The sequence below is a fragment of the Pontiella desulfatans genome (assembly GCF_900890425.1).
Classification (GTDB): domain Bacteria; phylum Verrucomicrobiota; class Kiritimatiellia; order Kiritimatiellales; family Pontiellaceae; genus Pontiella; species Pontiella desulfatans.
In genome coordinates this window covers 480,579-506,850 of the sequence record NZ_CAAHFG010000004.1, presented here as the reverse complement: position 1 = coordinate 506,850, position 26,272 = coordinate 480,579, and the positions used below count along the sequence as shown (strand labels likewise).

The window sequence follows — 26,272 nt, the reverse complement described above, 5'->3', positions numbered from 1 at the left end:
TGACAAAGAGAAGGAGCCTGAAATTCAGGTCATCCTGCCAGAAGAAACAATAGGAGCAGCAAAACTATGAGAATCGATAAAAAACTGATCGCCAGCATATTGTTTGGCTCTTGGGTTGGCGTGACCAGCGCAGCAGACTACGGGCATTTGATTTATACTGAAAGCGGCGGAGAGGTCACGATTACCGATTGTGAAACTGCGGCTACCGGGGCGATGGATATTCCGGCAACGATTTATGGCGATCCAGTAACCAGTATCGGCGTCAACGCGTTTGCAGACTGCACAGGAATAACATCGCTGACAATCCCGACCAGCGTGACAAGCATCGGCGATAGAGCGTTTAGCAATTGCGACGCGCTAACCTCGGTGACGATTCCCACGAGCGTAACTTCCATTGGTGTCTACTTATTTCAGTATTGCGACTTGCTGGACTCGGTGACCATTCCGGCCTGTGTAACCAGCTTTGGTGACACCTTCTACTGGTGCAACGCATTAACATCCGTAACGCTTCATGATGGCGTGACATCCATTGCTCCGAACCTTTGTGCTTCGGTCAGTACATTGACGTCGATCACGATTCCAAACAGTGTGACAAACATCGGGAGTTCCGCGTTTAGATACTGTAGCGGATTGGAGTCCCTGAGCATCCCGGCCAATGTATCCGCAATCGGCAACGTGGCATTTCAAGGGTGTACTTCGTTGGCATCATTGACGATCCCCGGGACAGTTAAGACGATCGGTGACGACGCGTTTGGAGGCTGTAATGGGCTCACATCGCTGACGCTCTCCCAGGGAATAACGACCATCAACACAAGAGCATTTGGTGATTGCGACGGATTGACGTCGGTGACCATTCCCACAAGTGTGACCAGCCTTGGCAGCTATGCATTTCAATATTGCGACCTACTGGAATCGGTGACCATTCCTGCGAGCGTAACTAGCGTTGGAAATATCTTTTATGCTTGCCCCGCATTAACATCGCTGACACTTCACGATGGCGTGACATCCGTTGCTCCAGGGCTTTGTAGTTCTGTCAGTACATTAACGTCGGTGACGATTCCAAACAGTGTAACAAATATCGGGAGTTCCGCGTTTAGATACTGTAGCGGATTGGATTCACTGTCCATCCCTGCCAGCGTAACAAAGATCGACGACGTAGCATTTCAGGGGTGCACTGCGTTGACCTCGTTGATGATCCCCGGGACGGTAAAGACGATCGGTGCCGATGCTTTTGGCACCTGCAGCGGGGCAACCAATCTAACGCTCTCTTCGGGTGTAGAAACCATCGGCCAAAGAGCATTTGGCGATTGCGACGCACTAACGACACTGGAAGTCCCTTTGAGTGTGACTAGTCTTGGTGTCTATGCGTTCCAATATTGCGATTTGCTGGAGTCGGTGACCATCCCTGCCAGTGTAACGAGTATCGATAATACCTTCTACTGGTGCAACGCGCTAAGATCTGTGACGCTTCACTATAGTATTTCATCCGTTAACCCAGGCCTCTGCAGTGGCAGAAGCGGGTTGACCTCCATCACGATTCCAAACACAGTTACGAATATTGGCGCATCCGCGTTTAACGGCTGTAGTGGATTGATGCAATTCTCTATTCCCACGAGCGTGAAGAACATTTCAGATAATGCTTTTCAGAATTGTAGCGCGTTGACATCGCTAACGATTCCGGGGAGCGTGACGACGCTTGGCAACAACGCCTTTGGCAACTGCAGCGGGCTGACCAATTTAACGGTCGCTTCGGGAGTCGCAACCATCGGTGTCAGGGCATTTCAAGAATGCGACGCGCTGACGTCGGTCATACTCCCCGCAAGTGTGACCCGACTTGATGATTATGCGTTTCAATTTTGCAACGTGCTGAGCGGAGTCTACTTCAGAGGAAATGCGCCATCCATAGGATCATCGCCTTTTTACAGTACATCCGCGACGGTTTACCGAACTGCGGAGTCTACCGGCTGGCCGGATGTTCCCGATGCGTGGGGCGGACGTCCGACCGCGTATTGGGTGCCGCCTGTCGAAGAGGTGCAGCTTCAAGTAAACTCCATTCTGGGTTCCCCTTCCCCGGTAGTCGGATCGCACACGATTGTCTACAACACCATCGTAACCTGTTCCGTCGCCAACGTGGAGTCATCCGGCACACAGTATGAATGTAATGGGTGGATTGGTACCGGATCGATTCCTGCATCCGGCCTCAGTAATGCCGTAGGCGTAACGCTGACCGAAGATTCCTCCATTACATGGCTCTGGCAAACCAACCATTACCTCGATGTCACCGTTGGAACCGGCGGATCATTGAGCCATGCGGATGGTTACTTCCTTGCAGGTTCAGACCAAACCATCATTGCCACACCGTCGGCGGGATATCTGTTCATGTATTGGGGAGGCGATGCATCAGGCACAAACCTCAGCACGATGGTAACCATGTCCTCTGCGAAGGCGATCTCAGCAACTTTCTCTGACGATGCCGATGGCGACGGCCTCACCAACACCGAGGAAGCTGGTTATGGCTCCAACCCATGGAAAGCGGATACGGACGGCGATGGATTTGACGACCTGTTTGAAGCGCAGCAAAGCATGCCGCTCACGATCGATAACTCCGAGGTCGCAACCTACATTCAGGACAACGACGAAACCTTCGGCCTTTATCCGTCGAACGTCGTTCTCGATGTGGCGGTCGGTGAGATGGTCATTGAAACAGCGGGCGGGACAGCCACCCTCAGCCTCCAGCTCGAGGAGTCGGAAGATCTCGTCACCTGGACCAATGCCGGCCCGGCGGAAGTCTGGAGCTGGCCGGTGGACGGTGAGAAGAAATACTTCCGCGTTAGATCGTCAAAGTAGGAATGGAAGGGCGGACGCTGTCCGCCCGGTCGCACGGCGTGCGACTCTCCACCAATAAGTTGTCAGTGCATATTACAGATCGGATAACAGGAAGCAGGAGAAAAACATGAATATAGTCAAACTACTGACCGCCCTGGCGGTACTGGCATGCGGAACCGCATCGGCAACCATTTTGACCTTCGATGCTGGGGTGAGTAACTATGAGCTGATGCCGCAGGATTATGGCGACAACGTAACCAGTACAAACATGGGGGCCTACTCCTACGGAGAAGCCGGTGAGGGCTTCACGCCGAATGTCACGGTGGAATATATCGGGGTCGGCGATGGATTGCATTATTGGCATAACAGCTATGGCGACCTGATCGGTGTGCTGGAAAACGAAGATGACGGCGAACGCTGGACCATCGTTCATTTTGAAGCCGAAACCGCGCATCAGGTTACCCTGCACAGTCTGGATATGGGCATCTATGGTACGGGGCTTATTCCGATTGACAGCATGACCATAACCAATGAAAGCGGAGCCGTTCCGTTCCAGCAGAACAATATGGCGATTGATGGAAGCACGAGTGGCCATACGAATATAAACTTCGGCGCGGTAACCGGGCAATCGTTGACGCTAATACTGGATCTTCAAACTGCGGCGGCAACCAGCGATAATGACACGATCGGGCTGGATAATATTATCATCAGCGAATCCTGGGATCCGGCAGTTGCGCGCTGGGTGGCTCCGGCGGAAGACGGCCTGTCCCGGGTGCGGGTTCAGGGAACGTATCCCGCCGGAGTGCAAGAGGTGCTGGTTAAATACAACAATACAACCCTCTATTCTTCCACCAACAGCCTGTCGTTCGATTTTGAACAAATGGTCGAGCCGGGCGATGAATTGCTGGTTTACGGCCTGAGTGCCTCCGGCATCGTCCAGACCGCTGAATCACTTTCGTTCACCACCCTCAAAGAAAATCTGACTTTCACCACGCTGGATGATTGTGATGGAGAATATATGTCTTGGGCCTGGGAGGCCGTGCCCGGTGAAACCTGGTCAGGACTGAAGCAGGTAACCGAGTCGCCCTCGAATTCGGTGATGACCGGGGCGGACTTTATGTACTACCGAAAGGCATCCTACCGGAACCTGCCCTTCAGCGTCACCACCAACACGCACATGTCGATCCAGTACTTCTCAAAACTGGGACCGAAAGTTAAAAGCGACAGTTCCGGTTTTAGTGGAATCACGTTGTCTGACCACTCCTTTACCAATGACGGAGCCCGTTTTTTTGAGTTTGGAATGGGAGCACATGCTCCCACAAGCGATGATGCCTATCTGCGCATCTACGATGCAGAAGAAACGCCTGTGCACAGCACCGTATCCCCGGATATTAATACCTGGGTTGAGTTTCGGCTGGACTTTGACTTCAGCTATGTCGGCCCAGACGGGAAGTATGGATTGTGCAGCGTTTTTATGAAAATGGAAGGCGCCACGCAGTGGTCTGCTGTCGCCGGCCTAACTCAGGTCGAGATGAAAATTGATGACCCGGCATCGATTACGAAGCTTGGTGGAATCGGGCACTGCTCCTGGTCATCCTATTGGGGTTATTTTGGGTTTCAACCGTTCCTGGATGACATTCGCTTCTGCACCGGAGAAAACGCCAACCGTGGTGCCGGAACCAATCTGCTGATCCGCCCCTCTTTCGACCTTTATGACACAACATGGCGTCGCGATGGTCAGGGGCGCACGGACATTTCTTATAGCTCTCTTCCTCACAACCTGCCTTATCATAATGGTCCGTACGTTACCTGCCGCAGCTCATATACCGCAGAGGTCTATCAGGTTATTAATTTGTTGAATGAGGGATTGACCGCTGAGGATATCGATGCCGGGATCTACCGCGCCTCATTTGGAGGATGGCAATTTGGCGGCAACGGCTCAGCGGGGCAGATTGAGATCGAATATCTGGACATGAACGAGCAGCCCATCAGTACAAACAGTCTGCCCGTTGTGGAAAATACAGGTGGGGCCTGGGTTGAGCAGATGGCCACCAACACAGTTCCGCCTTCAACACGATCCATCCGATACCGCACTGAGCTTTCAGGCTACGCCAGACTCGACGATGCCCATCTCTCCATCCTTGGCATCCCGATGGATGACGTCGCACTGACCGTTGCCTCCATTCACGGCTCGCCGGTTCCAAGCATTGGAACCACCTCGAATGCTTGGGGCACCGAAGTCACCTGCTCCGTCGCCCATGTAAATGCCGGCACCACGCAATACGAATGCATCGGCTGGACCGGTACCGGATCGGTTCCAACCTCTGGAACTTCCAACAGCGTTGAAGTCACCCTGACCGAAGATTCCTCTATCACCTGGAACTGGGCGACCAACTACCTACTCGATATCAACATTACGGGTAGCGGATCCGTGGACCCTGATGAAGCGTTCTTCCTCGCCGGTTCCGTGCAAACCTTAACTGCAACGAAGGATGAAGGCTGGCTCTTCATGGGCTGGAGCGGCGATGCCTCCGGAACCAACGACGCCTTCATCATGATGGACGGGCCGAAAGCCGTCACCGCCACCTTCTCCGACGATGCGGACGGCGATGGGTTGCTCAACTCTAATGAAACCGCCATCGGTTCCAATCCTTGGAAATCCGATACGGACGGCGATGGGTTTGATGACAAGCTGGAAGTGGATCATAACTGGAACCCGACGGTGTCGGATCAGTGGGTGGTCGACCACATCGCCGCCAACGTTGATGCCTTCGGCCTGTATCCGTCCAACGCGGTGCTCGATGTGGCGATGGGCGAAATGCTGATGGATGTGGCGGGCACGGAAGCCACGCTGAGCCTCCAGCTCGAAACCTCCGACGATCTTCAGTCCTGGTCGAACGCCGGCCCGGCGCAGGTCTGGAGCTGGACGGTGGACGGCGAGAAGAAATATTTCCGCGTGCGCTCTTCAAAATAACGATCAAACCCATTCACCGACCGGGCTGTTCGGTTCGGTCGGCTTCCACGAGGACGAGGTATGAAAAAGCGACTATTGGCAGCACTGCTCCTTGCTGCGGCACATCACAACGCGCAGGCCGCGAACACCGTACTGCTGACGGATGATTTCGAGGATGCCTCGATTGATCCGTCAAAATGGGCCCTGATTACAGCAAGCGGTCACACAGGTTTTGACGAATCCTCGGCCGGCGGCATCGTGACCGAGACGTCCGGCTACCTGTGGATCCAGAATGCCGCCGGCGCTTTTAAATCCATACTGCTCCCTGTAAACGGGTACGGGGAGATTGTCATTGATCGAAACCTTTATGTTTCGAGAGGCAGCGGCACACTCGTTTCCCGGCCGGACGAGATCGTGGCGGAAGATGGTACGGTTCTGCTTCGGTGGGGATATCATTACTACAGCGATGGCGGGACCAACCGCTATGGCTTTGGCGGCTTCGATGATACGCTGGTGCCGGCCACCTGGGACGCTTTCTTTGATGAAACCATCACCTACGATCCGGCCACAGGACAGGGTTCCTATTCGAGTGCAAACGGATCCACAACGATTACGGGAACCCCGCTTCCTGCCGGAACAACCCATGTTTACCTGCGGGGCAGCGCCTACGCAGTCGGAAGCGCAACGGACTACAAAGCCATCGTGGACTTTACGGCTTCGCAGGCAGAAGTGCATACGCTGACGGTGGCTTCCGCCTATGGAGCACCCTCTCCCTCCGTGGGCGATTCGGTCTATTCCGCAGGCACCGTTATCGACTGCTCGGCGACAAACCTGGCCTACACCGGCTTCTTCACCCCGACCCAGGTGCGCTACGCGTGTGTCGGCTGGAACGGAACCGGATCGGTGCCGGCCTCCGGCGCCACCAATGCGGTGGCGGTCGCGCTGAATGAAGACTCCTCCATTACCTGGAACTGGGAGCCCTTGGATGCTGTTCTTACGGTCAGCTCCGGTTTCGGGTCCCCGTACCCAACGGTCGGCAGCCGGTCGTATTCAATCGGCACAGAGCTGACCTGTTCGGTTCAGAATGAAGTGACGGTCAACGGCATTCGCTACCGGTGTGCCGGTTGGACCGGCTCCGGATCGGTGCCGGCCTCCGGCAGCGCCAATTCTGTGGTCGTCACCGTCGGAGCAACCTCGTCGATCACCTGGATCTGGGAGAATCTGGAATCCAGACTGGCGGTCGTTTCGGCCCATGGCGATCCGGTTCCGGCTGTTGGCGACGATATGTACGCCCCGGGAACCGTGGTGACCTGCTCGGTGGAGAATGTGGTCGGTCCGGAAACCCGCCATTATTGCACCGGCTGGCAAAAGCATGGCTACTCTCATTATATTGGCTCGTATTATTATATCACCGCCGGAACGACGAACTGGACGGAACTGGAGCTGAATTCCCCCGATCTCCGGCTAACCTGGCTGTGGGAGACCGACCACCGGCTGGATATTCAGGTGGAAGGAAGCGGAACGGTCAGCCAGGCCTCCGGTTTCTATGATGAGGGATCGGTCCAGACGCTGACCGCCACACCGGCCGAAGGCTGGGTGTTCGACGGCTGGAGCGGCGATGCCACCGGAACCGGCTCTGCGCCGCTGACGATGGATGCGCCAAAGAGCGCAATCGCCACGTTCTCGGTTCCAGCATCGATTGCCAACCTGTCCGTAGCGCAGGTTGAAGGCGCGCGTGAGGTGGAGGTGACCTACGATGTGGCCGGTACCCGCAGCCTGCTGGTTGACCTGGAGGTATTCCAAAACGGTTCGAACCTGAATGCCTCCGCGCTATCCGGCGCGGTCGGCATGGTAAGCGCCGGACCCAGCAATACAATCACCTGGAATGCCGGCACGGACTGGAATCTGAACGTGGACGAGCTGACGTTTAATCTGCTCTCCGAAGACGGCCTGCCGTTCTATGCGCCTTACACGCCAGGACCATGGGCTATCCCAAAAACTCAAATCACGCTGGACTATTATATGGGTATTGATGGTGAGGATGGCGATCTTCAGGCTGGTATGGTTTGGCCCTCGCCTCGTTTTGCAGATAACGGCGACGGCACGGTTACGGATAACATGACGGGTCTTCAGTGGGGCAAGACCGCCAGTTATACATCCTGGTATAACTCCATGAGCGCCTGTGAGAATCTTTCTTTGGCCGGACATGACGATTGGCGACTGCCCAATGTCCGCGAGATGCGCTCACTCCTTTCAAACTTCAGTCGCAGCTATCCCGTTGTGGAGCTCGGGGTGTTTTCTAATTTTTCAACCGGAAATAATTACTGGACCAGCACGCGGCTTGAATACAATACGGGATACGCGTATGCGGTCTATGGGAACTACGGCTATACACTCCCACTGAGCCTGGGGAGTTCGTATGGATACCTTCCGGTGCGCGGCTCTTCCACCGGAATGGTTGCCATTGCAAAAACCGGCCAGGCCAACAGTTGGGACGCTGCTCGGTCGACAGAAGACGGGGATCTTCAGACCGGGCAGGCGTGGCCCGAACCGCGCTTCACAGATCATGGCGACGGCACGGCCACCGATCATCTTACCGGGTTGATGTGGTGCAAAACCCAACTCGGCTCTACCTATTGGGCAGGGGCTCTTAATGCGTGTAATGGCCTGACGGCTGCTGGGCACACCGACTGGCGTCTTCCGAACATCAATGAGCTTGAAACGCTGGTGGATTACGGAGAGAAATACCCGAGCCCGACGCTTCCGGCGGACCATCCCTTCGTTAGCTTCCCGGGCGGCACGGCCGTTAGGGTATGGTCCAGTTCGACACCGTATAGCACCGGCTATGGATATATTGTTGATTTTTATAACGGCCATATTGATGCCTACTCGAAGGGCAACAGTTGCTATGTGATGGCCTGCCGCGGCGGGGTGGAAATTCAGGAAACGATTTCGGAGCCAACCACCTATGAACCGCTGCCGGTTACCGGGCAGACCAACAGCTTTGCGGTCGGCGACGACGGCGACCTGCAAAAAGGCGTGAAGGAATTCACAAACGAATATATTCCCCGCTTTGGCCATTCAGGCTCCGGCCGTTTCCATGACTCGCGGACCGGACTGGAATGGTACGTCTCCGACGGATACAACACCTCCTGGACTGCGGCCATAGTCGCCTGCGAATATTCAAGCTCGGCAGGTGCGACCGACTGGCGCCTTCCGAATGTGCGCGAAATGCTCAGCCTGCTCGACTACGGCCAATCCACCCCGATGCTGCCGGAAGGGCACCCGTTCGCGGATTGGACCAACGTCGTCTATTGGACCAGCACGGTTTCGCCGCACAGCACCGACTATGCGCTGACGGTGAACCTGAACGACGGAACCGTATTCTCCAGCCACCGGGGATTCGGCCAGAATTGCTTCTGTCTGGTCCGCTGGATGACGGAACCGGTCGATGTTGCCGCGGTCCCGAAAACCGGGCAGACCTTCTCGTTGAGGGACGGAGACGACGGCTTCTATCAGAAGGGCGTGGCCGTGGCCGGAGAGCGGTTCGCCGACAACGGGAATGGAACGGTGAATGACAACCAAACGGGACTGGTCTGGTTGAAGGATGCCGCCTCCCTGAACCGCATGAATTGGAGCAATGCGGTGGCCGCCTGCGAATCCATGCACTTCGGCAACTACAGCGACTGGCGGTTGCCCAATGCCCGCGAACTCGAAAGCCTGATCACTTATTCAACCAACGCGCCGGTCACTCCGGACATGTTTGACAACGTGAAATTCACCTCCGGGGCCGCGTATTGGTCCTCAACCACCGCTGCCGGCAATGCCGCCCTCGCCGTTGAATTCAAGTTCGATACCGGTCGGCAGGGCCCGCAGTATAAAGAAAACCCGCGGTATGTCTGGCCGGTTCGCGGCGGAAATTAAGCTGAGGAGATCCATCATCATGAAAAAAACAATATCCATCTTCGTCGCTCTCGGAGTAGCGCTGAGTGTCTCCGCCATGCATAACACCTACACGGTTTCGGGACCGGTGGACACCCGCGATTATATCCTGACGGTCACGTCGCCCTATGGAACGGTTTCCAATCCGGAAAGCGGGGTCTCGACCAACTCCTGGCACAGCATGGTCTATAGCTCGGTCAGCGGCTCGCCGGAATATGAACCCAGCGGAACCACGCTGCATAGCCTGGCCGGCTTTTCCGGAGAGGGAACCGATCCGGCCTCGGGAAGCGGAACCGCCTGGGTAAAGCTAACCAATGTGACATCGACGCTGACGTGGGATTGGAGCACACTCCATTGGATTACCTGGGCCGTTTCCGGCCTGGGCGAAATCCAGCCGGTCAACATGGCCTATTCCGGAAACGGGGCCTGGTGCGCCGAAAACGACAGCCACCACCTCCGGGCAGTCCCGCAATATGGCTGGCTGCTGACCGGCTGGAGCGGCGGCTACACCACCGGGCCGGGAGCCACCGATATCTACTTCGTACCGACCGCACCAACCAACATCCTCGCCTCCTTCTCCGACGACCCGGACGGCGACGGCCTCAAAAACGTCGATGAATGGGAGTCCGGTGCCGATCCGTGGCTCGTGGATACCGACAGCGATGGATTTAACGATGCTTTCGAGTTCGCCCAGGGCCTCTCGCCCACCCGCGACAGCTCCGCGTTCCTGACCCACATCCAGGACAACCCGGAAACCTACGGACTCTACCCGTCGAACGCGGTGCTCGATGTTGCCCTCGGTGAAATGCTGATGGATGTGGCGGGCACGGAAGCCACGCTGAGCCTCCAGCTCGAAACCTCCGACGATCTTCAGTCCTGGTCGAACGCCGGCCCGGCGCAGGTCTGGAGCTGGACGGTTGACGGCGATAAGCAGTTTTTCCGCGTCAAATCGTCGAAGTAGAGCTTGTGGGGCAGGGTTGTCTTACGCGCAGCTCAGACTCGCTTCGCGTTCCAGCCTGCCCTGCGCAGGCAAGAAAGCCTGCGCCACATCACGCAAAGCCATACGGAGGGCGGTGCAAACCGCCCTCCGTTATGATGCCCGAAATCAGTTCGTTGGGCGTGACATCGAACGCGGGGTTATAAACCCGCACCCCCTCGGCCGCGCCGACTTCCGCCGGATCGCGGATCTCGATCGGGATCAGGTCGCCCGTCGCAAGGGATGAATCGATGGTCGAAGTCGGTGCGGCGACATAGAACGGAATGCCGTGGTGCTTCGCCAGCACCGCCAGGCCATAGGTGCCGATCTTGTTGGCCGCGTCGCCATTGGCCGCGATGCGGTCGGAACCGACAATAATCAGATCGATCCTCCCCTCCTTCATCACCTGCGCCGCCATGTTGTCGCAGATCGTCACCACGTCGATGCCGGCCCGCTGAAGCTCCCACGCGGTCAGGCGCGAGCCTTGGTTGAGCGGGCGCGTTTCGTCGGAATAGACCGTGAACTTGCGACCGGCGGTGTGCGCCACATACATGGGCGACAGCGCCGTTCCAAAGTCGCCGGTCGCCAAGGCCCCGGCATTGCAGTGGGTCAGCACGCCCATGCCCTCCTTGATCAAAGGCGCACCATGCGAACCAATGGCCCGGCACATCTGGATATCCTCTTCAAGGATGGCCAACCCCTCCCGCACCAGCTCCTCGGCCGTCGCTTTATCACACCTTGTGAGGTGTGATAAACACCGCTCCAGCGCCCAGAAGAGGTTGACCGCCGTCGGGCGCGAGGCCGCGAGTTGATCGGCGATCTCTTGGGCCTTTTCGAGCAGCTCCTTTTCCTCCAGATGTTGCGCACATGCCGCAAGGCCCAAGGCCGCCGCGCAACCGATGGCGGGCGCACCGCGAACGGAAAGGCGCCGGATGGCGGCCACGATTTCATCCACGTCGTCGAGTTCGAGATAGACGAGTTCCTGCGGCAACCGGGTTTGGTCGATGATGCGCAACTTGCCGGGCAATAGCGGCACTCCCTCCTCAAAACCGGCGAGCACGTTTCCTTCGGCAGTGATCCAGCGTACGGTTTCCAACATAGAATGGTTCCTTTCGTTAAGGATTCGCGTTATACCATTTCGGATTCGCAACGCGAAAGAAAGGTTCCAATGATTGACCTAAAACAAGCTGTGGCCGACTGCATGAACAGGCTCTACCGGCAGGGGCTCACCACCACCTCCGGCGGCAATATTTCCATGCGCGTTCCCGGCGACCTGATCCTACTCACCCCCTCGGCCACCGACAAAGGGAACATGAAGGCCGAGGAAATAGCGGAAATCGGCATGGACGGCACCAACCATACACCGAACCTGAAACCGAGCATCGAAACCTCGATGCACCTGGAAATCTACCGGCGCCACCCGCAGGTGCACGCCATCGTCCATGCGCACCCGCCGATGGCCAGCACCTTCGTGGCCGCCCGCAAGCCCATCAACGTCCGCCTGATCGCCGAGGCCTACGCCATCGTCGGCGAACCGGAATACGCCCCCTATGAACTGATGGGTTCGGATGCGCTGGCCGACTCCGTTGCCGGTAGTTTCAAGAAACACACCTGCTGCATCCTGATGGAAAACCACGGCGTACTCTGCACGGGCGCAACCCTGCTGCAGGCCTTCGACCGCATCGAGGTGCTTGAAAATATTGCCAAGATCAACTTGAACATCGGTCGGCTCGGAGGCGGCGTTGAGCTCGATAATGACCAGCTCCGCGAAATTGCAACCATGATGGGACGCAATGGCTGAGATTGTCCTAGCCGCATTCAACGCGCGCTACGCCCACACCTCGTTCGGCGCGCGCTACCTGCTCGCCAACCTGGGCGAACTGAAGGATCGGACGGAATTGATGGAGTTCGACCTCCAGGTGCAGCCGCGCGTCGCCGTTGAAAAGATCCTCGCGCACAAACCGCGCATCGTGGGCATCGGCTGCTATATCTGGAACATCGAGCTCGCCACCAAGGTGGCCGCCCTGCTCAAAAGCGTCAGCCCCGAAACCGTGGTTGTTCTCGGCGGCCCGGAAACCAGCCACGAAACCGAAGAGCAGGAAATCTTCCGATATGCCGACTACGTCATCTGCGGCGAAGGGGAAACCGAGTTCCCGAGGCTCTGCCGACGGGTTTTTAACCACAAAGACACAAAGAACTCTAAGAAGGGGAGGCTTGGTGCTCCTTCGTGCTCTTCGAGTCTTCGTGGTAAAATTATCCATGCCGAACCAGTGGATGTGGCGGAGGTCGAACTGCCGTACGATCTATACACGGACGAGGATATCAAGCACCGCGCCATCTATGTGGAGGCTTCGCGCGGGTGCCCGTTCCGCTGTGAATACTGCATGTCGTCGCTCGATCCGTGCGTACGCTACTTCCCGGAAAAAAAGCTGTTTGCCGCCTTCACCAACCTGCTCGACCGCGGGGCGCGCAACTTTAAGTTCGTCGACCGCACCTTCAACATCGACATTCCCTTTGCGCTCAAAGTGCTCGGCTTTTTCCACGAACGCTACGAGCCGGGCATGATGCTGCACTTCGAGGTGATCCCCGACCGTCTGCCGGACGAACTGATGGAAGCCGTTGCGGCTTGCCCCCCCGGCATGCTGCAATTCGAAATCGGCATCCAGACCTTCAACGAGGAAGTCGCGCACCGGATCAAACGGCCCCTCGACATCGAGAAGATCGAGGCCAACGTGCGGCGACTGCGCGAAGAGACCGGCGTGCATATCCATTCCGACCTGATCGCCGGCCTGCCGGGCGAAGACCTCGAAAGCTTCGAAGCCGGGTTCAACCGCCTGCTGACCCTCGACCCGCAGGAGATCCAGCTCGGCATCCTCAAACGGCTGCGGGGCGCGCCGATTGATCGGCATTCCACGGACTGGAAGATGGTCTACAGCCCCCATGCCCCCTACGAAATCCTCAGCACGAGCCAGATTCCCTTTGAGCAGATGCAGCGTGTCCAGCGCTTCGCACGCTACTGGAATTTGGTTGTGAACAACGGCCAGTTCATCAACACCGCACCGCTCATCTGGAGCAGGCGGGCCGCCTGCGATACGACCACTGTACCGCAGGCCGCCGGCCTGCCCGAAGCATCCGCCGTACCGCAGGCCGCCGGCCTGCTCCCGGACGAAGAACCGGTACACGGGGCCGCCGAGCCGGCGGTGGTACAACCCAACTCCCCCTTCGCGGAATTCATGGCCTTTTCCGACTGGCTCTACGCCACGACCCACACCACCGGCAACCTGCACATGGTGCGCCTCGCCAAGCTCCTGCTCGAATATCTGGTGGAGGAAAAGGGCTTGGATGAAAAAACGGTTGCGGAAGCGCTGTGGTTCGACTATCAACGCGGCAACCGTCCCGATGTTCCGGGCTTCCTTAAACCGTTTGAACCCAAAGAAGACCAGGCGGAGAGCAGGCGAGACGCCTGCGATACACATACCGCCCGCCTGCCGCGCCAGGCGCGCCATCAAAAGGATTAGTTTTATGAGCGAAGAAAACAAACACAGCGGCGGGCAATTGAACCTGCTGGTTGCCACCGAACAGGTCGATGCCGTTTGCGAATGGGTGCGCGGGGCGCTGGTAAAGGAGCCGGTCGAAGTCACCCGGCCGCTGGCCGAGGAATCGCTGCTCGAAATCTATTTTGATTCGCTGCTGGAAGCCGAGATTGCGCTGAAGGCCCTGCCGGAAACGCTCCCGGTCCAGACGGCGGAGGCGAAAGAATATCTGGAGCAGGACTGGACGACCTTTTGGCACCACCATTTTAAAACAATGGAGCTCGGGCAGAACCTGCGCATTGTTCCTGAATGGGAAGAGGCGCCGGTAGACGGAAAAACCAACATCATCATTAATCCCGGCCTGAGCTTTGGCACCGGAGGGCACTTTACAACGAAGTTTTGCCTGGAGGCGCTGGAGGATGCCTTTCGAACGCTGGACATCCAAACCATGATCGATGCCGGAACCGGCAGCGGGATTCTTTCGATCGCCGCCCGCAAGCTGGGCATCCCCGACATCGTTGCGTTCGACTACGATCCGGTTTGCGTTGAACAGTGCAACGAAAACGCCGCGCGCAACGGGGTCGGGGGCAAGATCCATTTTTTCCAGGCCGACGTGCTGGAACCCGGCTGGCATACCCAACCCGCCGACCTCGTCTGCGCCAACATCCTGACCTCGGTGCTGCTCGAAGCCGCGCCGTTGATCAAGCGCGCGGCGAAAAAGCGGATATTGCTCAGCGGCATCCGGGAAATCGAAGCCGACGCCGTGGCCGACACCTTCATCCAGCTCGGATGCAAGGAAGTGTCGCGCGATGGCGATGGCCAATGGTGCGGGATCGTGATCGATGTATAGGGTCTGCCCAACAAATGAAACGCCGTTTCTAAATCGACGGCCGTCGATTTAGAAACGGCGTTTAGATGGGGTGTTACACAATGAAAAAAACACGGATTGGTTTATTTGGAGCCCTTGATTTCCTGGCGATTAGCCTCGGCATTGCAACGCTGCTAGGTTTGCTCGGCCGGTTCGTTTGGTTCTTCGACCTATTCTCGCATTTCCGGGTGCAGTATATGCAGCTGTGCCTGCCCCTGGTCGGGATCGCGCTTTGGAAGCGGATGAATCAACGGGCGGTGGCCATCATCCTGCTGGCCCTGCTGAACTATGCCTTCGTGCTCCCGCTCTATTTCGGCAAGCCCGATCCGGGAACGGGCAAACCGATCCGCGCCATGCTGATGAACCTCAATGCCGGGAACGGGAACACGGAACAGGTGCTCGGAGCCATCCGCGAGGCCAACCCGGATCTACTGCTGCTCGAGGAAGTCACCCCGAAGTGGGCGGCGGAACTCGCCGTGCTGGACAGCGACTATGCATACCGCATCGCCGAACCGCAGGAGGGGTGTTTCGGGATCATGATGATTTCAAAATATCCGCTGGAGCACGCAACGGTGGTTGAAATCGGCACCGCAGGCGTTCCAACGATCATCGCCGAGGGCCATTTTCCGCAGGGCACGGTGTCCATTATCGGCACCCATCCCCTGCCGCCGATTGGCGCAACCTATTCCTCGCATCGGAACAGCCAGCTTGCCGATCTTCCCTACGTGGCCCAAAAACAGAAGCATCCGGTTTTGCTGCTCGGCGACCTGAACGTTACACCGTTTTCCTATTGGTTTAGGCGAGTGACGGAAATGGGATTGAAAAACAGCATGAAGGGATTCGGCTTCCAACCCACGTGGCCGGCGAACAACCGGTTCCTGCGCATCCCGCTCGACCATGTGCTCCACTCCCCGGAAATCACCATCCACAACCGGATGGTCGGGGGCGATGTGGGATCGGATCATTTCCCGGTGATGGTGGATTTTTCTGTGTCGAACTAACCGGCGGCAATATAGAGCCGCTTCATGATGGCGTCCTGCGCAATGAGCGTGCCGGAGATCGAAAGCGGTTCCCCCACCATCGCTCGAAGCGCTTCTTCTTTTTCAAGCGGGAACAGGACATTGGCCTCGACCTTGAATTGGGAATAGGGCCCGGACAGCTCGCAAATTTCGAGCGTGGCCTTGATGCCCGGGTGGTTGCCGAATATGGAATCGTAGCTGATCCTGCCGATCCGCTTGAGCACGCCGGATCCTTCAACCGAACGGCCCTTGTATTGCCCCTCGAAAACCTTCGATGCCTCCAACGAGCTCTTCGAATCTCCGCCAAACAGTTCCTTTGCGGCTTGCTCCAGGTTGAGAACCACCGGTTCGGCAACCGGCTCCGGTTCCTGATCGACGGGCTCTTCTTCGACGGCGGGGAGCTCGGGCTCCGGTTCTTCCGCTACCGGAATCATCGGCGGGTCGGGAACAACGGGGTTCGGTATCGTGTAGGGATCGAACGGCAGCTCAACGGGCTCAATCTCCACCAGCCCGGGCTCCGGCTCTTCGGCCGCGGGAATTGGGGGAGGCGGCGGAACTGGATCAACCACGCGCACATTCCCGGGCGGTTTGGCTGCCGGGAAAGAAGCATTCATTTGATCAGAGAATTGCAGTACGTGACGCGCGGTGCGGACGATGGCGGAGATTTCGGTATCCTTCCCCTTCTTGTTCACGCAGACATGCTCGTTCGTGATGGTGATGTCCGGGAAGGTGATGACCATGAGCCGGATGGCGTCGCGTAGGTCGGGGGTCAGCAGCTTGCGCACCGCCGCTGAATCGGCCCCGCGCACCAGCACCTGCTCATCGAAGGCCGCGTCGCCCACGGTAATATCCTCCAGCCCGAAAACCTTGCCCAGCTTATGCAGCGCCCCCTGCCGCGTCATCTTTACATCGGTCTTGATGCGGTGGCGGTATTCAACGGTATACTTCGTATAGGCTTGGCTGCTGTTGCCACTGCCCTTGGTGAACGTGGAAATGTTGATGCGGTGGCCATCGACCGACCCGGAAATCGTGCCCATCGAACCGAAACCGCCGCCATAGTAGGCCAGGTTCAACCGATCCGCCGCCGCCTGCCACGCCGCCTGGTTCTTCTTGTTGTTCGCCATCCCAAAATAGATAACGACGCCGACAATCACCAAAATAAATATAAAGCCCATTCCAATCCCCTATTTGCCAGTCAAAAGTCCGAAGGTCGTATGTCGAACGTCCCCTGCCCTTGGACATTCGACGCGGCATCGCCGCTAATAAAAACCGCCTCCATCATTGGATAGCAGATCCTCCGGGATCTCCGCAAGAAAACGCGAGGGATCGAGGAAGATCATACCGCCGTCGCGCTGGCGGCGCACCTTTGCCTGGTTCGCCGAACCACAACATTACAGCAACCGTCCAAGTTTCTGATTCAATTTGGTAAGCCACGCCTCGAAGCCTTCAGCATCATAATCGTGTTTAAAATGGGAAAAATTCCCGGGTTTGCTCGCTTTATATTTTGTCCGACCACCGAGCTTGGGGATCGACTCAATCTCCTTCAGCACCAACGCCATCTCCTCCGCATATCGATGAGGCTTGGTGGATAGTTCCATCAGCGATGCCGTGGATTTCCATAAATAGGTGGAAAGGTCGGCATCAAAGATTTCCCAAACAAAAAAGCAACCCTCCGCCCCCGCCAAAAGGCACAATACGGAATTCCCGTCCGTACCGACATTGATGGGCCCCAACGTCGCGAGATGCTCCTTTGCGAGATGGGCAATCTGTTCGGCATGGCGCGCGTCTGCACCCAACCGCTCAACAAGTTCCGATTCCGATTCAATTCCATCGCACTCCGCAAGCAACGTTTTCATGTCCACGAAATCGCGCCCCTTCTTCTCAAACGCTCCCAGCCGCTGGTTCAAATAGGCCGGCACCGCCTGCTCCAGGCGGGTTTCCAAATATTCCTTCAAATCGCAGGCGGTCACTTCGTATTCCGTCACGGAAAGCGCAGTGTATGAAACCGAAACCGACAGCAAAATGGTTCTCCCATCGGGCGCTTGGCGCAGTGCATCTTTCAGCGAATTGTAGATCGGCTCAAAAAGAGGATCCTCGACGCGAATGGTCTGTTTGATGGACGTGGTCAATCCCGGCAGATTGTGCTGATCAAAAGCCAGCTCCACTTCCGCCGCGCCGTCGGAAAACGTGAATTCGTCGATGTGCAGCCGGCAGCTATGCTCGCGCTCGCGTTCCCACGTTGGCGTGGTGCTTTGAGGTCGCGGCGCGGGCTTCGGCATGGGCCGCGAGGGCGGCTTGGGGCGGCGCGGCGGAGCACTCGGAGCTGAGTAGGTCTGGGAAGCGCTGAACCCGGAAACCTCGTCCAACATTTCCGGGGGGATCTCGGAGATGAAGCGCGAAGGATCGAGAAATATAATTCCGCCATCGCGCTGGCGGCGCACCGTCGGCGCGCAGATAAACAGCTCGTCCTCGGTGCGGGTCACGGCGACGTAGAAGAGGCGGCGCTCCTCTGCGTCGCCGGATTCCTCCGCGGCTTTTTTGCTCGGGAACATATCCTCGCACGCAAAGAGAATGAAGACGGCTTTCCACTCCAAACCCTTGGCCTGGTGCACCGTACTCAGGCGAATCGCATCCTCCGGTGCTTCCGCTTCCGAGGAGACTTCGCCATCGACATTGCTTTGCAACGCGATCTCGCTGAGGAACTCTTCGGTCGTTTCAAACTTCGCGGTAAACTCGATCAAGCCGTCGATGTCTTCCTGACGGTATTTGTGGTTATCGAAATTCTCGACCATGAACTCGGAATAGAACTCCTTCACGAAACGGAAGATGACCTCGCCGGGGTCGCCCTGAAGATTTTCCTCCCGATAGGCCGTGAAAATGGGTGCGATTTTTTCCCAATCCGGTAGCGCGGCCTTCGGCAGGGCCGCAGTGACTTCCTCGATGGTTTCGGCGCGCTGGAAATTACAGCGCCCGCCAAATTTGCGAAAGATTTTGAGCGCGGTTTTCGGCCCCACCTTCGGGAACATTTCCACCAGCCGCGTGAAGGCCATTTCATCGCTCGGGTTCGCGAGCAGTTTCAGTACGGCGCAAACGTCCTTGATGTGCGCCTGTTCGAAGAAGCGCACACCGGAGGTCAGCATGTAGGGCAGCGAGGCGCGGCTGAGCTCCATCTGTAGTTCCATCGCATGAAAGTGCGAACGATAGAGCACGCAGATATCAGCGAGCCTCATGCCCTTGCGCTGTAGCTCGCGCGCCTTTTCAATCACGTAGCGCGCCTGGATCGACCCATCGCGCGGTCGGAAAAGGTGCGGTCGGGCCTGCGACGCACGCACGGGACGCAGCTCTTTCTGGAACTGCTCCGGATTTCCCGCGATGACCGAGTTCGCGACCTCGAGGATCTCGGGCGTCGAGCGATAGTTGATCTGCAATTTATAGGTCGTGGCGTCCGGATATCGTTGTTCGAAATCGAGAAAGTTGCGGTAGTCCGCCCCGCGCCAGGAATAGATGCTCTGGAAATCGTCGCCGACCACCATCAGGTTACCATGGCCGCTGACCAGTTGCCGCACCAGCTGTTCCTGAATGGCATTGGTGTCCTGATATTCGTCCACCAGCACATAGCGGAAAAGGGTCTGATAGCGCAACCGAACATCTTCGTGCTCATTCAACAACTTGAGGGCGAATGCGAGCAGATCGTCGAAATCCATCGCATTCTGCTCTTTCTTGCGGGCGTTGTATCGCTCCAGCACCGCGAGCACCTGCTCCGCGTTGACGTCGGTCAGCTCAAAATGATCGGTCACGGCGGCGCCGAGGTCGCCCATGCGCCCGCTCGTCACCCCCAGCAAACTCAGGATCACTTCGGGCTTCGGGAAGTTTTTCTTCTCCACCTTCAGGTCGTCCATGCAGGAACGAACGAGCTTCTTGGAATCGTCGGAGTCCAGAATGGAGAAATCGTTGCCGAATCCAACCAGCCCCGCATGCCTTCGAAGTAGCCGGTTCGCGAAGGAGTGGAACGTGCCGCTCATGCCGCGGTCGAATCCGCGGTCGGATTCCGACTCGATCAACGAGGAGGCCCGTTCGATCATCTCCTTCGCCGCCTTATTGGTGAAGGTCAGCAAAAGGACTTCCCACGGCTGAACATTTTTCTCTTTGACCAGATAGGCCAGGCGATAAATCAGGGTGCGCGTTTTACCCGTGCCAGCGGCAGCGACGACGAGTGCCGGCCCGTCGGGAGCGGTGACGGCGGCGAGCTGCTCTTCGTTGAGTTCTTCTTGGAAATTCATGCGCGAGAACATGCCAGAACGTAGACGATGCCGCAATGACGTAGCGTGGATATCCGATCCGCGTTTCCCCGGCGACGGGAACTCGCATCGGATATGCGAGCTACTGTCCCGTTCCAGCGAAAAGCCACCGCATAGCGGCGGCTCTACTCCATGAACTTGCGGAGGTTGATGGCATCGAGGGTTTCGTCGAGCGAGACATCGACGGCGGAGAGCATTTCATTCGTGACCAGGTCATCGACGAGGCCGAGCTCCTCCGGCGAAGAGCCGTCGGAAATCATGAGATCATAGATTTTCTTGGCGGTGACGTGCTCGGGGGCCTGAAGCAGGGCATAGGTTTCCTGCCCTTCCGTTGCCACTTCGCCCAAGAGGCGCGCGCGGGAGAGAACCCCCACCACTTCATTCATGAGACGGATCGGGATGTTGTTCCTGCGGGCATAGTGCGTGGTGTTGAACGCGGGTTCGGTCCCTTGGAAAATGCGGACCGCCTCCTGCATGACGGAATAGGCGACCCACAGCTTCGCCACCATGCTGGCGCGGACGGCGGCCTGCTCCTCGGCATAGGTGTCGCGGTTCTGGATGGCAAAGGCCAATTCGGACCCCATCAGCAGGATCGTCCAATTGAGGTGCAGCCAGAACAGGAAGAGGGGAATGGAGGCGAAGGAGCCATAGATGGCGTATTTCTGGAAAAGGACGGAACTGAACTTCAGGATGACGTATTGGAGAATCAGCACCATCACCGCGCTGGTCAGACCGCCGATGGCGGCGGGCCGGAAGCCCACCTTGGTGTTGGGCAGGAACATGAAAACCGCCACGAACGCCAGCGCCAGCACGAAGATCGGGGCGAGCTGCATCGACAAGGTAACAAGGGATCCGAGCCATTCCACCTTTGCCGCGAACGCGAGGATGGCCGCCGAACCGGCATTGGCCAACAGCATGAGCGCGGGGGCGATGACCAAGACGGAGAGATAGTTGCGGATCTTGTCGGAGATGCCGCGCGAGGACTGCACGCCCCAGATCTGGTTGAACGATTCCTCGATCCCACTGAGCAACTTGAAAATGATATAGAGGAAAATGACGCCGCCCACCGCGCCGAGCGTTGCGGGATTGATGCCCTGTACAATATTGAGCACATTGTGGATGAATTCCTGGATGCCCTCGGGCATTTCCGTGGCAAACTCGAGCAACGATTCCTCAGCCGCGTTGTAGCCGATGGCCTTTGCGATGGAAAAGAGAATGACCATGAACGGCACCATCGCCATGAGCGTGGAATAGGTGAGCGCTGCCGCGTGCAGCTTGCAGTTGTCGTCCTTGACGCCCTTGAGCACCAAGTGGGTGACGCGCAACACCTCGACACCAATGGCGTGCAACTTCGAGTCGTGCACCAGGTCGATCCGCCACAGGTCGTGCTGCAGGAAATGCAGGAAGCGCTTTACACGGTCTATGAATTGTTTGGCCATACCCTATACCTCAGTCGTCCATGACTTTAGGCGGGTTGGCGCACAAATGGAAGCGGAACGTTGATCGGGATGCGTAATGCGTAATGCGTAATGCGTAATGCGTAATGCGTAAATTTTCAAAGCGATGCGAGATCGTCAATTACGTATTACGTGTTACCCGTTAAAACGAAACCGTCACCCCGGTGTAGAAGCCGCTCTGCTCGTCCACCATTCCGTCGTCCCAGATCCAGCGGTAGCCGCCGCGCAGCTGGAGAAAGCGGAGGCCGAGGGAGGCGGAGATATCGTAGTCGCCCATCCGAACCTTCTCCCACCGATACCAGGCCGGGCGGAATTCAAACCCGAGCCATTCGAAGGGATGATACTTGAGCGGGATGGTCAACGCCCCGGAGGAATCGTCGTCCACATCCCCGGCATGGTGCACCACGCCGAAACCGATGGCCGCCTCAAAGGTGCCCGGCAGAAAGTCGGGACGGTAGCCCCCGTAGCGCAGCAAGGCGTAGTATTGCCGCACGTCCAGGTTATCATCGAAATCATCCGTATGGCGTGTAAACCGCCCATGGAACGCAACGAATTTGTAGCCCAGTTCCAGCCGCGCATCATCCGTGTCCCAGTCGGCAAACTGGCGGTTGTAGTCGAACCGCACATAGGGAACCGTCGCTTCGCCGGGCAGATGCATGGGAAAGATGGAATGGGGTTCATCCGCCCAATCCTCTGCATCGGCGCCCCCTGCGGAGCCGGAGGTAGGATCGTCTGCGCGGTATTGGAACGGGGCGGCCACCAGCCAAACCAGGAAGTCGCCCAGAAAACTGCCTCCACCCCCGGAAGATGGATAGGTTCCCGATCCGAATGCCGAGTGGGCGCTAGGGCTGGATTGGGATGGGTTTTGCTCTTCCGACTTGGCGGCGGAACGCTCCTTGATCTCCGCTTCGCGCTCCTTGATGCTCCCGGCATGGGTCTGGAACACCAGCCCAACAACCAGGTAGCCAAGCAGAAGGGAATGACCGCAAAGACGCGAAGACGCAAGGAAACTGGAAACAACTTCTTCGTTTCTTTGCGCCTTGGCGGTCATTAACAGATCGGGAGGACTAGCCCTCCAGAACCGCGCCGTTGCTGGCGTTGGTGGCCATCTTGGCGTAGCGCGAGAGCCAACCCGTGGTGAAACGCGGTGCCGGCTCCTTCCAATCCTTCTTGCGCTCCGCCAGCTCCTCATCGGAAAGCTGCACGGCCAGCTTGTTGTTCGGGATATCGATCTCAATGATGTCGCCGGCCTTGATTAAACCGATCGGGCCGCCCTCCGCCGCCTCCGGCGAGATGTGGCCAATGCATGCGCCATGCGTGCCGCCGCTGAAGCGGCCGTCGGTGATCAACGCAACGCTGTCGCCCAGCCCCTGCCCCATGATGTAGGAGGTCGGCGCAAGCATTTCCTGCATGCCCGGCCCGCCCTTCGGGCCTTCGTAGCGGATCACGACAACGTCGCCCGCCTTCACCTTGCCATCGAGGATCCCTTCGCAGGCTTCTTCCTGCGACTCGAAGATGACCGCCGGCCCGGTGTGAACCAGCATTTTCGGATCGACGCCCGCCTTCTTCACCACACAGCCGCCTTCGGCCAGGTTGCCCCAAAGAATGGAAAGCCCGCCGGTTTCGGAATAGGCGTTTTCAACAACGCGGATACATTCGAGATCCTGGCTATCGCACCCAACGACCGTCTCGCCGAGCGTCTTGCCGCTGACGGTGGGGCAGTCGAGGTTCAGCAGGCCGTCCTTCTTGGCAATTTCGCCGAGGATCGCGCTGATTCCGCCGGCCGCATGCACGTCTTCGATGTGGTAGTGCGAAGAGGGCGAAACCTTGCAGATGTTCGGACACTTCTTGGAAACGGCGTTAATCCGTTCGAGATTGTAATCGACCCCCGCTTCCTTGGCGATGGCTAGCGTGTGCAACACGGTGTTCGTGCTGCCGCCCATCGCCATGTCCAGCGCAAAGGCGTTGTCGAGCGACTCCTGCGTAACGATGTCGCGCGGCAACGGGCCATCGGCGAAGGCCATTTCAACCGCACGCTTGGCGGCATCTTTCCAATACTGGTGCCGCGCCGGATCCAACGCAAGGATGGTTCCGTTGCCCGGCAGCGACAGGCCGATCGCCTCGCACAGGCAGTTCATGGAGTTGGCGGTGAACATGCCGGAGCACGAACCCTGGCCCGGGCAGCCCTTGCACTCCAGCTCCTCGAGCTCCTCGTCGGAGATCTTGCCCTGCTTGTGGGCGGCAACCCCTTCGAAAACACTGATCAAATCGACCACCTTGCCATCCTTGGTCTTGCCGGCCTTCATCGGTCCGCCGCTGGCAAAAATGGTCGGAATGTTGACGCGCATCGCGCCCATGATCATGCCGGGCACAATCTTGTCGCAGTTCGGGATGCAGATCATGGCATCGAACGCGTGGGCGCCAACCATGGTTTCGACCGAGTCGGCAATCAGCTCGCGGCTCGGCAGCGAATATTTCATGCCCGAGTGGCCCATCGCGATGCCGTCGCAAACGCCGATCATGTTAAACTCGATCGGGGTGCCGCCCGCTTCACGCACGGCATCCTTGATGATTTTCCCAACCTGGTCGAGGTGGGCGTGGCCCGGGATCACTTCATTGAAAGCATTGCAAACGGCGATGAACGGTTTCTTGATGTCTTCCGAAGACATTCCGGTGGCCCGCATCAGGCTGCGGTGCGGTGCCCGTTCCAATCCTTTTTTCGTCTTGTCGCTACGCATGGTCGTATCCTTTCGTTAAAGCGTTGAATGGAGGCGCATAATACCAGAGCCACCCCTGAAGTAAATACCCGCCTCCCACGAAAGCCGCTCCTCCCAGGGGCATTTAGTACGAAAGCCAAAAGTGTTAATCTTCTGCGAGAAACATCCACATTCCAGATCGTTGTTTTTGGAGGGCGAGGCTCTGTCCGAGCTGGAACCGAACCTCGGCAGCGGCTCGGACAGAGCCTCGCCCTCCAATGTTGAGCATTCGCATGAGCCAAACCTACGCTATTTCATACATAACCCCGCTGAACAGCAACTTTACTGCGGAGAAGCGAATAACCCCGCCACTCCTCCATACCCACCAGCGCAAGCAGGGCTGTGCCCAGAGCCACGTTTCGTCTGCAACGGCATCCCCCTTCTGCGAACCGCTCCCGATACCGTCACAGCGGGCGGACCCCACGGAAAAAATCACGATCGTGATTTTTTCCGTGGGGTCCGCAGCCTGTTTATCCCTGGATTTCTCTGCGTCAGACAGTGGCGCATGTTCCAGGAAACGACCTTCGGAATACGATTTTCCGGAAAACAGAATCCACTGCCAACCTTCAACCGGCCAACCCCATCCCACGCAAAGTATATCATCCAACCACCACGATCGTGGTGGTTGGATGATATACTTTTGCTAGGCGTTGACGAGGTGGCCGAGCTCGAATCCGGCGTCTTCGATCATCTGTTTGTCGGCCTCATAGCCGGAGCCGCCGGTGGTTAAATATCCGTTGGTGAACATGGAGTTTGCCGGGTAGAGGGAGAGCGGCTGGAGGTGGCGCAGGCAGGTTTCGCGACCGCCGGCAATGCGGACTTCGGCATGGGTGAGCACGAAGCGGAACATGGCGAGCGTGCGTAGGCAGTCGTTCGGGGTGAGTCGCTCCTGCCCTTCCAGCTCGGTGCCTTCGCGAGGGTCGAGGAAGTTGATCGGGGCGGAGTCGGCCTGGAGTTCCTTGAGCGCAAGCGCGAGGTCTACGCGGTCTTCGAGGGTTTCGCCCATGCCGATCAACCCGCCGCAGCAGAGGTCGAGGCCCACCTTTTTGACGGTTTTGGCGGTTTCGACCCGATCCTCGTATTGGTGGGTGGAGCAGATGGAGGGATAGAAATTGGCGGAGGTTTCGAGGTTGTGGTTGAAGCGGTCCACCCCGGAATCCTTGAGCCGTTGCGCCTTTTCCTCGGTGAGGAAGCCCATGGAGGCGCAAAGTTCGAGCTGCGGGTTTGCGGCCTTGATGCGCGAGGCGGCCTCGGTGATGATCTTGAGTTCGCCTTCGGACGGGGCGCGGGAGCTGGTAACCACGCAGTAGCGCAGGGCCTGCATTTCCATGGCCTCGGCGGCACCGGCGACGATTTCGTCGGCCGATTGCATCTCGTATTCCGCGACCTCCGCGGTGGAGGTTTTTGACTGGCTGCAAAACGAGCAGTCCTCCGGGCAAACGCCGCTTTTGGCATTTTTAAGCACGTGGAGGCTGACCTTTTTCCCGAACCAGTTCTTGCGGATCAGGTAGGCCGCCTGCAGCACCTCGAGCAGTTCGTCGTCCGATGAGTTGAGCACCGCCAGGGCCTCTTCCCGGCTGATCGGTTCACCCCCGTCCAAAATCCTGTTTGCCAACGCCTTCCAATTCATGACCTTATTCCTCA

15 protein-coding genes are annotated in these 26,272 nt (G+C 57.8%); 8 read left to right on the top strand and 7 right to left on the bottom strand.

What is annotated here, in order from left to right:
• The first annotated feature begins 66 nt into the window (after positions 1-66).
• The 4 genes from E9954_RS27690 (at position 67) to E9954_RS27675 (ending at position 10,682) form a co-directional block, all read left to right on the top strand.
• Entirely contained in the window at positions 67-2,847 is a 2,781-nt protein-coding gene (locus E9954_RS27690; protein WP_136082543.1) for a leucine-rich repeat protein, read from the top strand.
• A 106-nt stretch (positions 2,848-2,953) separates the two neighbouring features.
• Positions 2,954-5,800, top strand: a complete 2,847-nt coding sequence (locus tag E9954_RS27685) for an InlB B-repeat-containing protein (protein WP_136082542.1) — start codon at positions 2,954-2,956, stop codon at positions 5,798-5,800.
• 60 nt (positions 5,801-5,860) lie between these two features.
• On the top strand, positions 5,861-9,703 hold the full coding sequence (locus E9954_RS27680) for a DUF1566 domain-containing protein (RefSeq protein ID WP_136082541.1): 3,843 nt from the start codon (positions 5,861-5,863) through the stop codon (positions 9,701-9,703).
• 19 nt (positions 9,704-9,722) lie between these two features.
• Positions 9,723-10,682, top strand: coding sequence for a hypothetical protein (locus tag E9954_RS27675; protein WP_136082540.1), 960 nt, complete (start codon positions 9,723-9,725; stop codon positions 10,680-10,682).
• Between the two features lie 88 nt (positions 10,683-10,770).
• Here the strand turns inward: E9954_RS27675 and mtnA are convergent, their stop codons facing one another.
• Complete coding sequence (mtnA, locus tag E9954_RS27670) at positions 10,771-11,796, bottom strand: S-methyl-5-thioribose-1-phosphate isomerase (RefSeq protein ID WP_136082539.1); 1,026 nt, start codon at positions 11,794-11,796, stop codon at positions 10,771-10,773.
• 69 nt (positions 11,797-11,865) lie between these two features.
• On the opposite strand from mtnA, the gene E9954_RS27665 reads away from it, so the two are divergent.
• The 4 genes from E9954_RS27665 to E9954_RS27650 all read left to right on the top strand — a co-directional run bounded on the left by E9954_RS27665 (position 11,866) and on the right by E9954_RS27650 (position 16,099).
• Complete coding sequence (locus tag E9954_RS27665; RefSeq protein WP_168442646.1) at positions 11,866-12,498, top strand: class II aldolase/adducin family protein; 633 nt, start codon at positions 11,866-11,868, stop codon at positions 12,496-12,498.
• Positions 12,491-14,215 (top strand): B12-binding domain-containing radical SAM protein, encoded by a 1,725-nt coding sequence (locus E9954_RS27660; RefSeq protein ID WP_136082537.1) that lies wholly within the window; start codon positions 12,491-12,493, stop codon positions 14,213-14,215. Before E9954_RS27665 ends, E9954_RS27660 begins: the two co-directional genes overlap by 8 nt.
• A 4-nt stretch (positions 14,216-14,219) precedes the next feature.
• The gene (locus E9954_RS27655; RefSeq protein WP_168442645.1) at positions 14,220-15,080 is read left to right on the top strand and encodes a 50S ribosomal protein L11 methyltransferase; all 861 of its coding nucleotides are present in this window, start codon (positions 14,220-14,222) and stop codon (positions 15,078-15,080) included.
• Positions 15,081-15,160: 80 nt separating this feature from the next.
• A complete protein-coding gene (locus E9954_RS27650) occupies positions 15,161-16,099 on the top strand; it encodes an endonuclease/exonuclease/phosphatase family protein (RefSeq protein ID WP_168442644.1) in 939 nt (312 codons plus the stop codon).
• On the opposite strand, the gene E9954_RS27645 is transcribed toward E9954_RS27650, so the two are convergent.
• The 6 genes from E9954_RS27645 to bioB form a co-directional block, all read right to left on the bottom strand.
• Positions 16,096-17,292 (bottom strand): hypothetical protein, encoded by a 1,197-nt coding sequence (locus E9954_RS27645; protein ID WP_136082534.1) that lies wholly within the window; start codon positions 17,290-17,292, stop codon positions 16,096-16,098. The genes E9954_RS27650 and E9954_RS27645 overlap by 4 nt on opposite strands.
• A gap of 216 nt (positions 17,293-17,508) precedes the next feature.
• On the bottom strand, positions 17,509-20,397 hold the full coding sequence (locus E9954_RS27640) for an ATP-dependent helicase (RefSeq protein ID WP_168442643.1): 2,889 nt from the start codon (positions 20,395-20,397) through the stop codon (positions 17,509-17,511).
• Between the two features lie 143 nt (positions 20,398-20,540).
• The gene (locus E9954_RS27635) at positions 20,541-21,854 is read right to left on the bottom strand and encodes a YihY/virulence factor BrkB family protein (protein ID WP_136082532.1); all 1,314 of its coding nucleotides are present in this window, start codon (positions 21,852-21,854) and stop codon (positions 20,541-20,543) included.
• A gap of 160 nt (positions 21,855-22,014) precedes the next feature.
• A complete protein-coding gene (locus tag E9954_RS27630; RefSeq protein ID WP_136082531.1) occupies positions 22,015-22,923 on the bottom strand; it encodes a hypothetical protein in 909 nt (302 codons plus the stop codon).
• 16 nt (positions 22,924-22,939) lie between these two features.
• Complete coding sequence (gene ilvD / locus E9954_RS27625; protein ID WP_136082530.1) at positions 22,940-24,610, bottom strand: dihydroxy-acid dehydratase; 1,671 nt, start codon at positions 24,608-24,610, stop codon at positions 22,940-22,942.
• 661 nt (positions 24,611-25,271) lie between these two features.
• The gene (gene bioB, locus E9954_RS27620) at positions 25,272-26,258 is read right to left on the bottom strand and encodes a biotin synthase BioB (RefSeq protein ID WP_136082529.1); all 987 of its coding nucleotides are present in this window, start codon (positions 26,256-26,258) and stop codon (positions 25,272-25,274) included.
• Positions 26,259-26,272 lie beyond the last annotated feature (14 nt).

What these genes read in the sequence shown, in the direction of transcription:
- E9954_RS27690 (WP_136082543.1), top strand. Translation starts at nt 67, where the DNA reads ATGAGAATCGATAAAAAACTGATCGCCAGCATATTGTTTGGCTCTTGG.
- E9954_RS27685 (WP_136082542.1), top strand. Translation starts at nt 2,954, where the DNA reads ATGAATATAGTCAAACTACTGACCGCCCTGGCGGTACTGGCATGCGGA.
- E9954_RS27680 (WP_136082541.1), top strand. Translation starts at nt 5,861, where the DNA reads ATGAAAAAGCGACTATTGGCAGCACTGCTCCTTGCTGCGGCACATCAC.
- E9954_RS27675 (WP_136082540.1), top strand. Translation starts at nt 9,723, where the DNA reads ATGAAAAAAACAATATCCATCTTCGTCGCTCTCGGAGTAGCGCTGAGT.
- mtnA (WP_136082539.1), bottom strand. Translation starts at nt 11,796, where the DNA reads ATGTTGGAAACCGTACGCTGGATCACTGCCGAAGGAAACGTGCTCGCC.
- E9954_RS27665 (WP_168442646.1), top strand. Translation starts at nt 11,866, where the DNA reads ATGATTGACCTAAAACAAGCTGTGGCCGACTGCATGAACAGGCTCTAC.
- E9954_RS27660 (WP_136082537.1), top strand. Translation starts at nt 12,491, where the DNA reads ATGGCTGAGATTGTCCTAGCCGCATTCAACGCGCGCTACGCCCACACC.
- E9954_RS27655 (WP_168442645.1), top strand. Translation starts at nt 14,220, where the DNA reads ATGAGCGAAGAAAACAAACACAGCGGCGGGCAATTGAACCTGCTGGTT.
- E9954_RS27650 (WP_168442644.1), top strand. Translation starts at nt 15,161, where the DNA reads ATGAAAAAAACACGGATTGGTTTATTTGGAGCCCTTGATTTCCTGGCG.
- E9954_RS27645 (WP_136082534.1), bottom strand. Translation starts at nt 17,292, where the DNA reads ATGGGCTTTATATTTATTTTGGTGATTGTCGGCGTCGTTATCTATTTT.
- E9954_RS27640 (WP_168442643.1), bottom strand. Translation starts at nt 20,397, where the DNA reads ATGAATTTCCAAGAAGAACTCAACGAAGAGCAGCTCGCCGCCGTCACC.
- E9954_RS27635 (WP_136082532.1), bottom strand. Translation starts at nt 21,854, where the DNA reads ATGGCCAAACAATTCATAGACCGTGTAAAGCGCTTCCTGCATTTCCTG.
- E9954_RS27630 (WP_136082531.1), bottom strand. Translation starts at nt 22,923, where the DNA reads ATGACCGCCAAGGCGCAAAGAAACGAAGAAGTTGTTTCCAGTTTCCTT.
- ilvD (WP_136082530.1), bottom strand. Translation starts at nt 24,610, where the DNA reads ATGCGTAGCGACAAGACGAAAAAAGGATTGGAACGGGCACCGCACCGC.
- bioB (WP_136082529.1), bottom strand. Translation starts at nt 26,258, where the DNA reads ATGAATTGGAAGGCGTTGGCAAACAGGATTTTGGACGGGGGTGAACCG.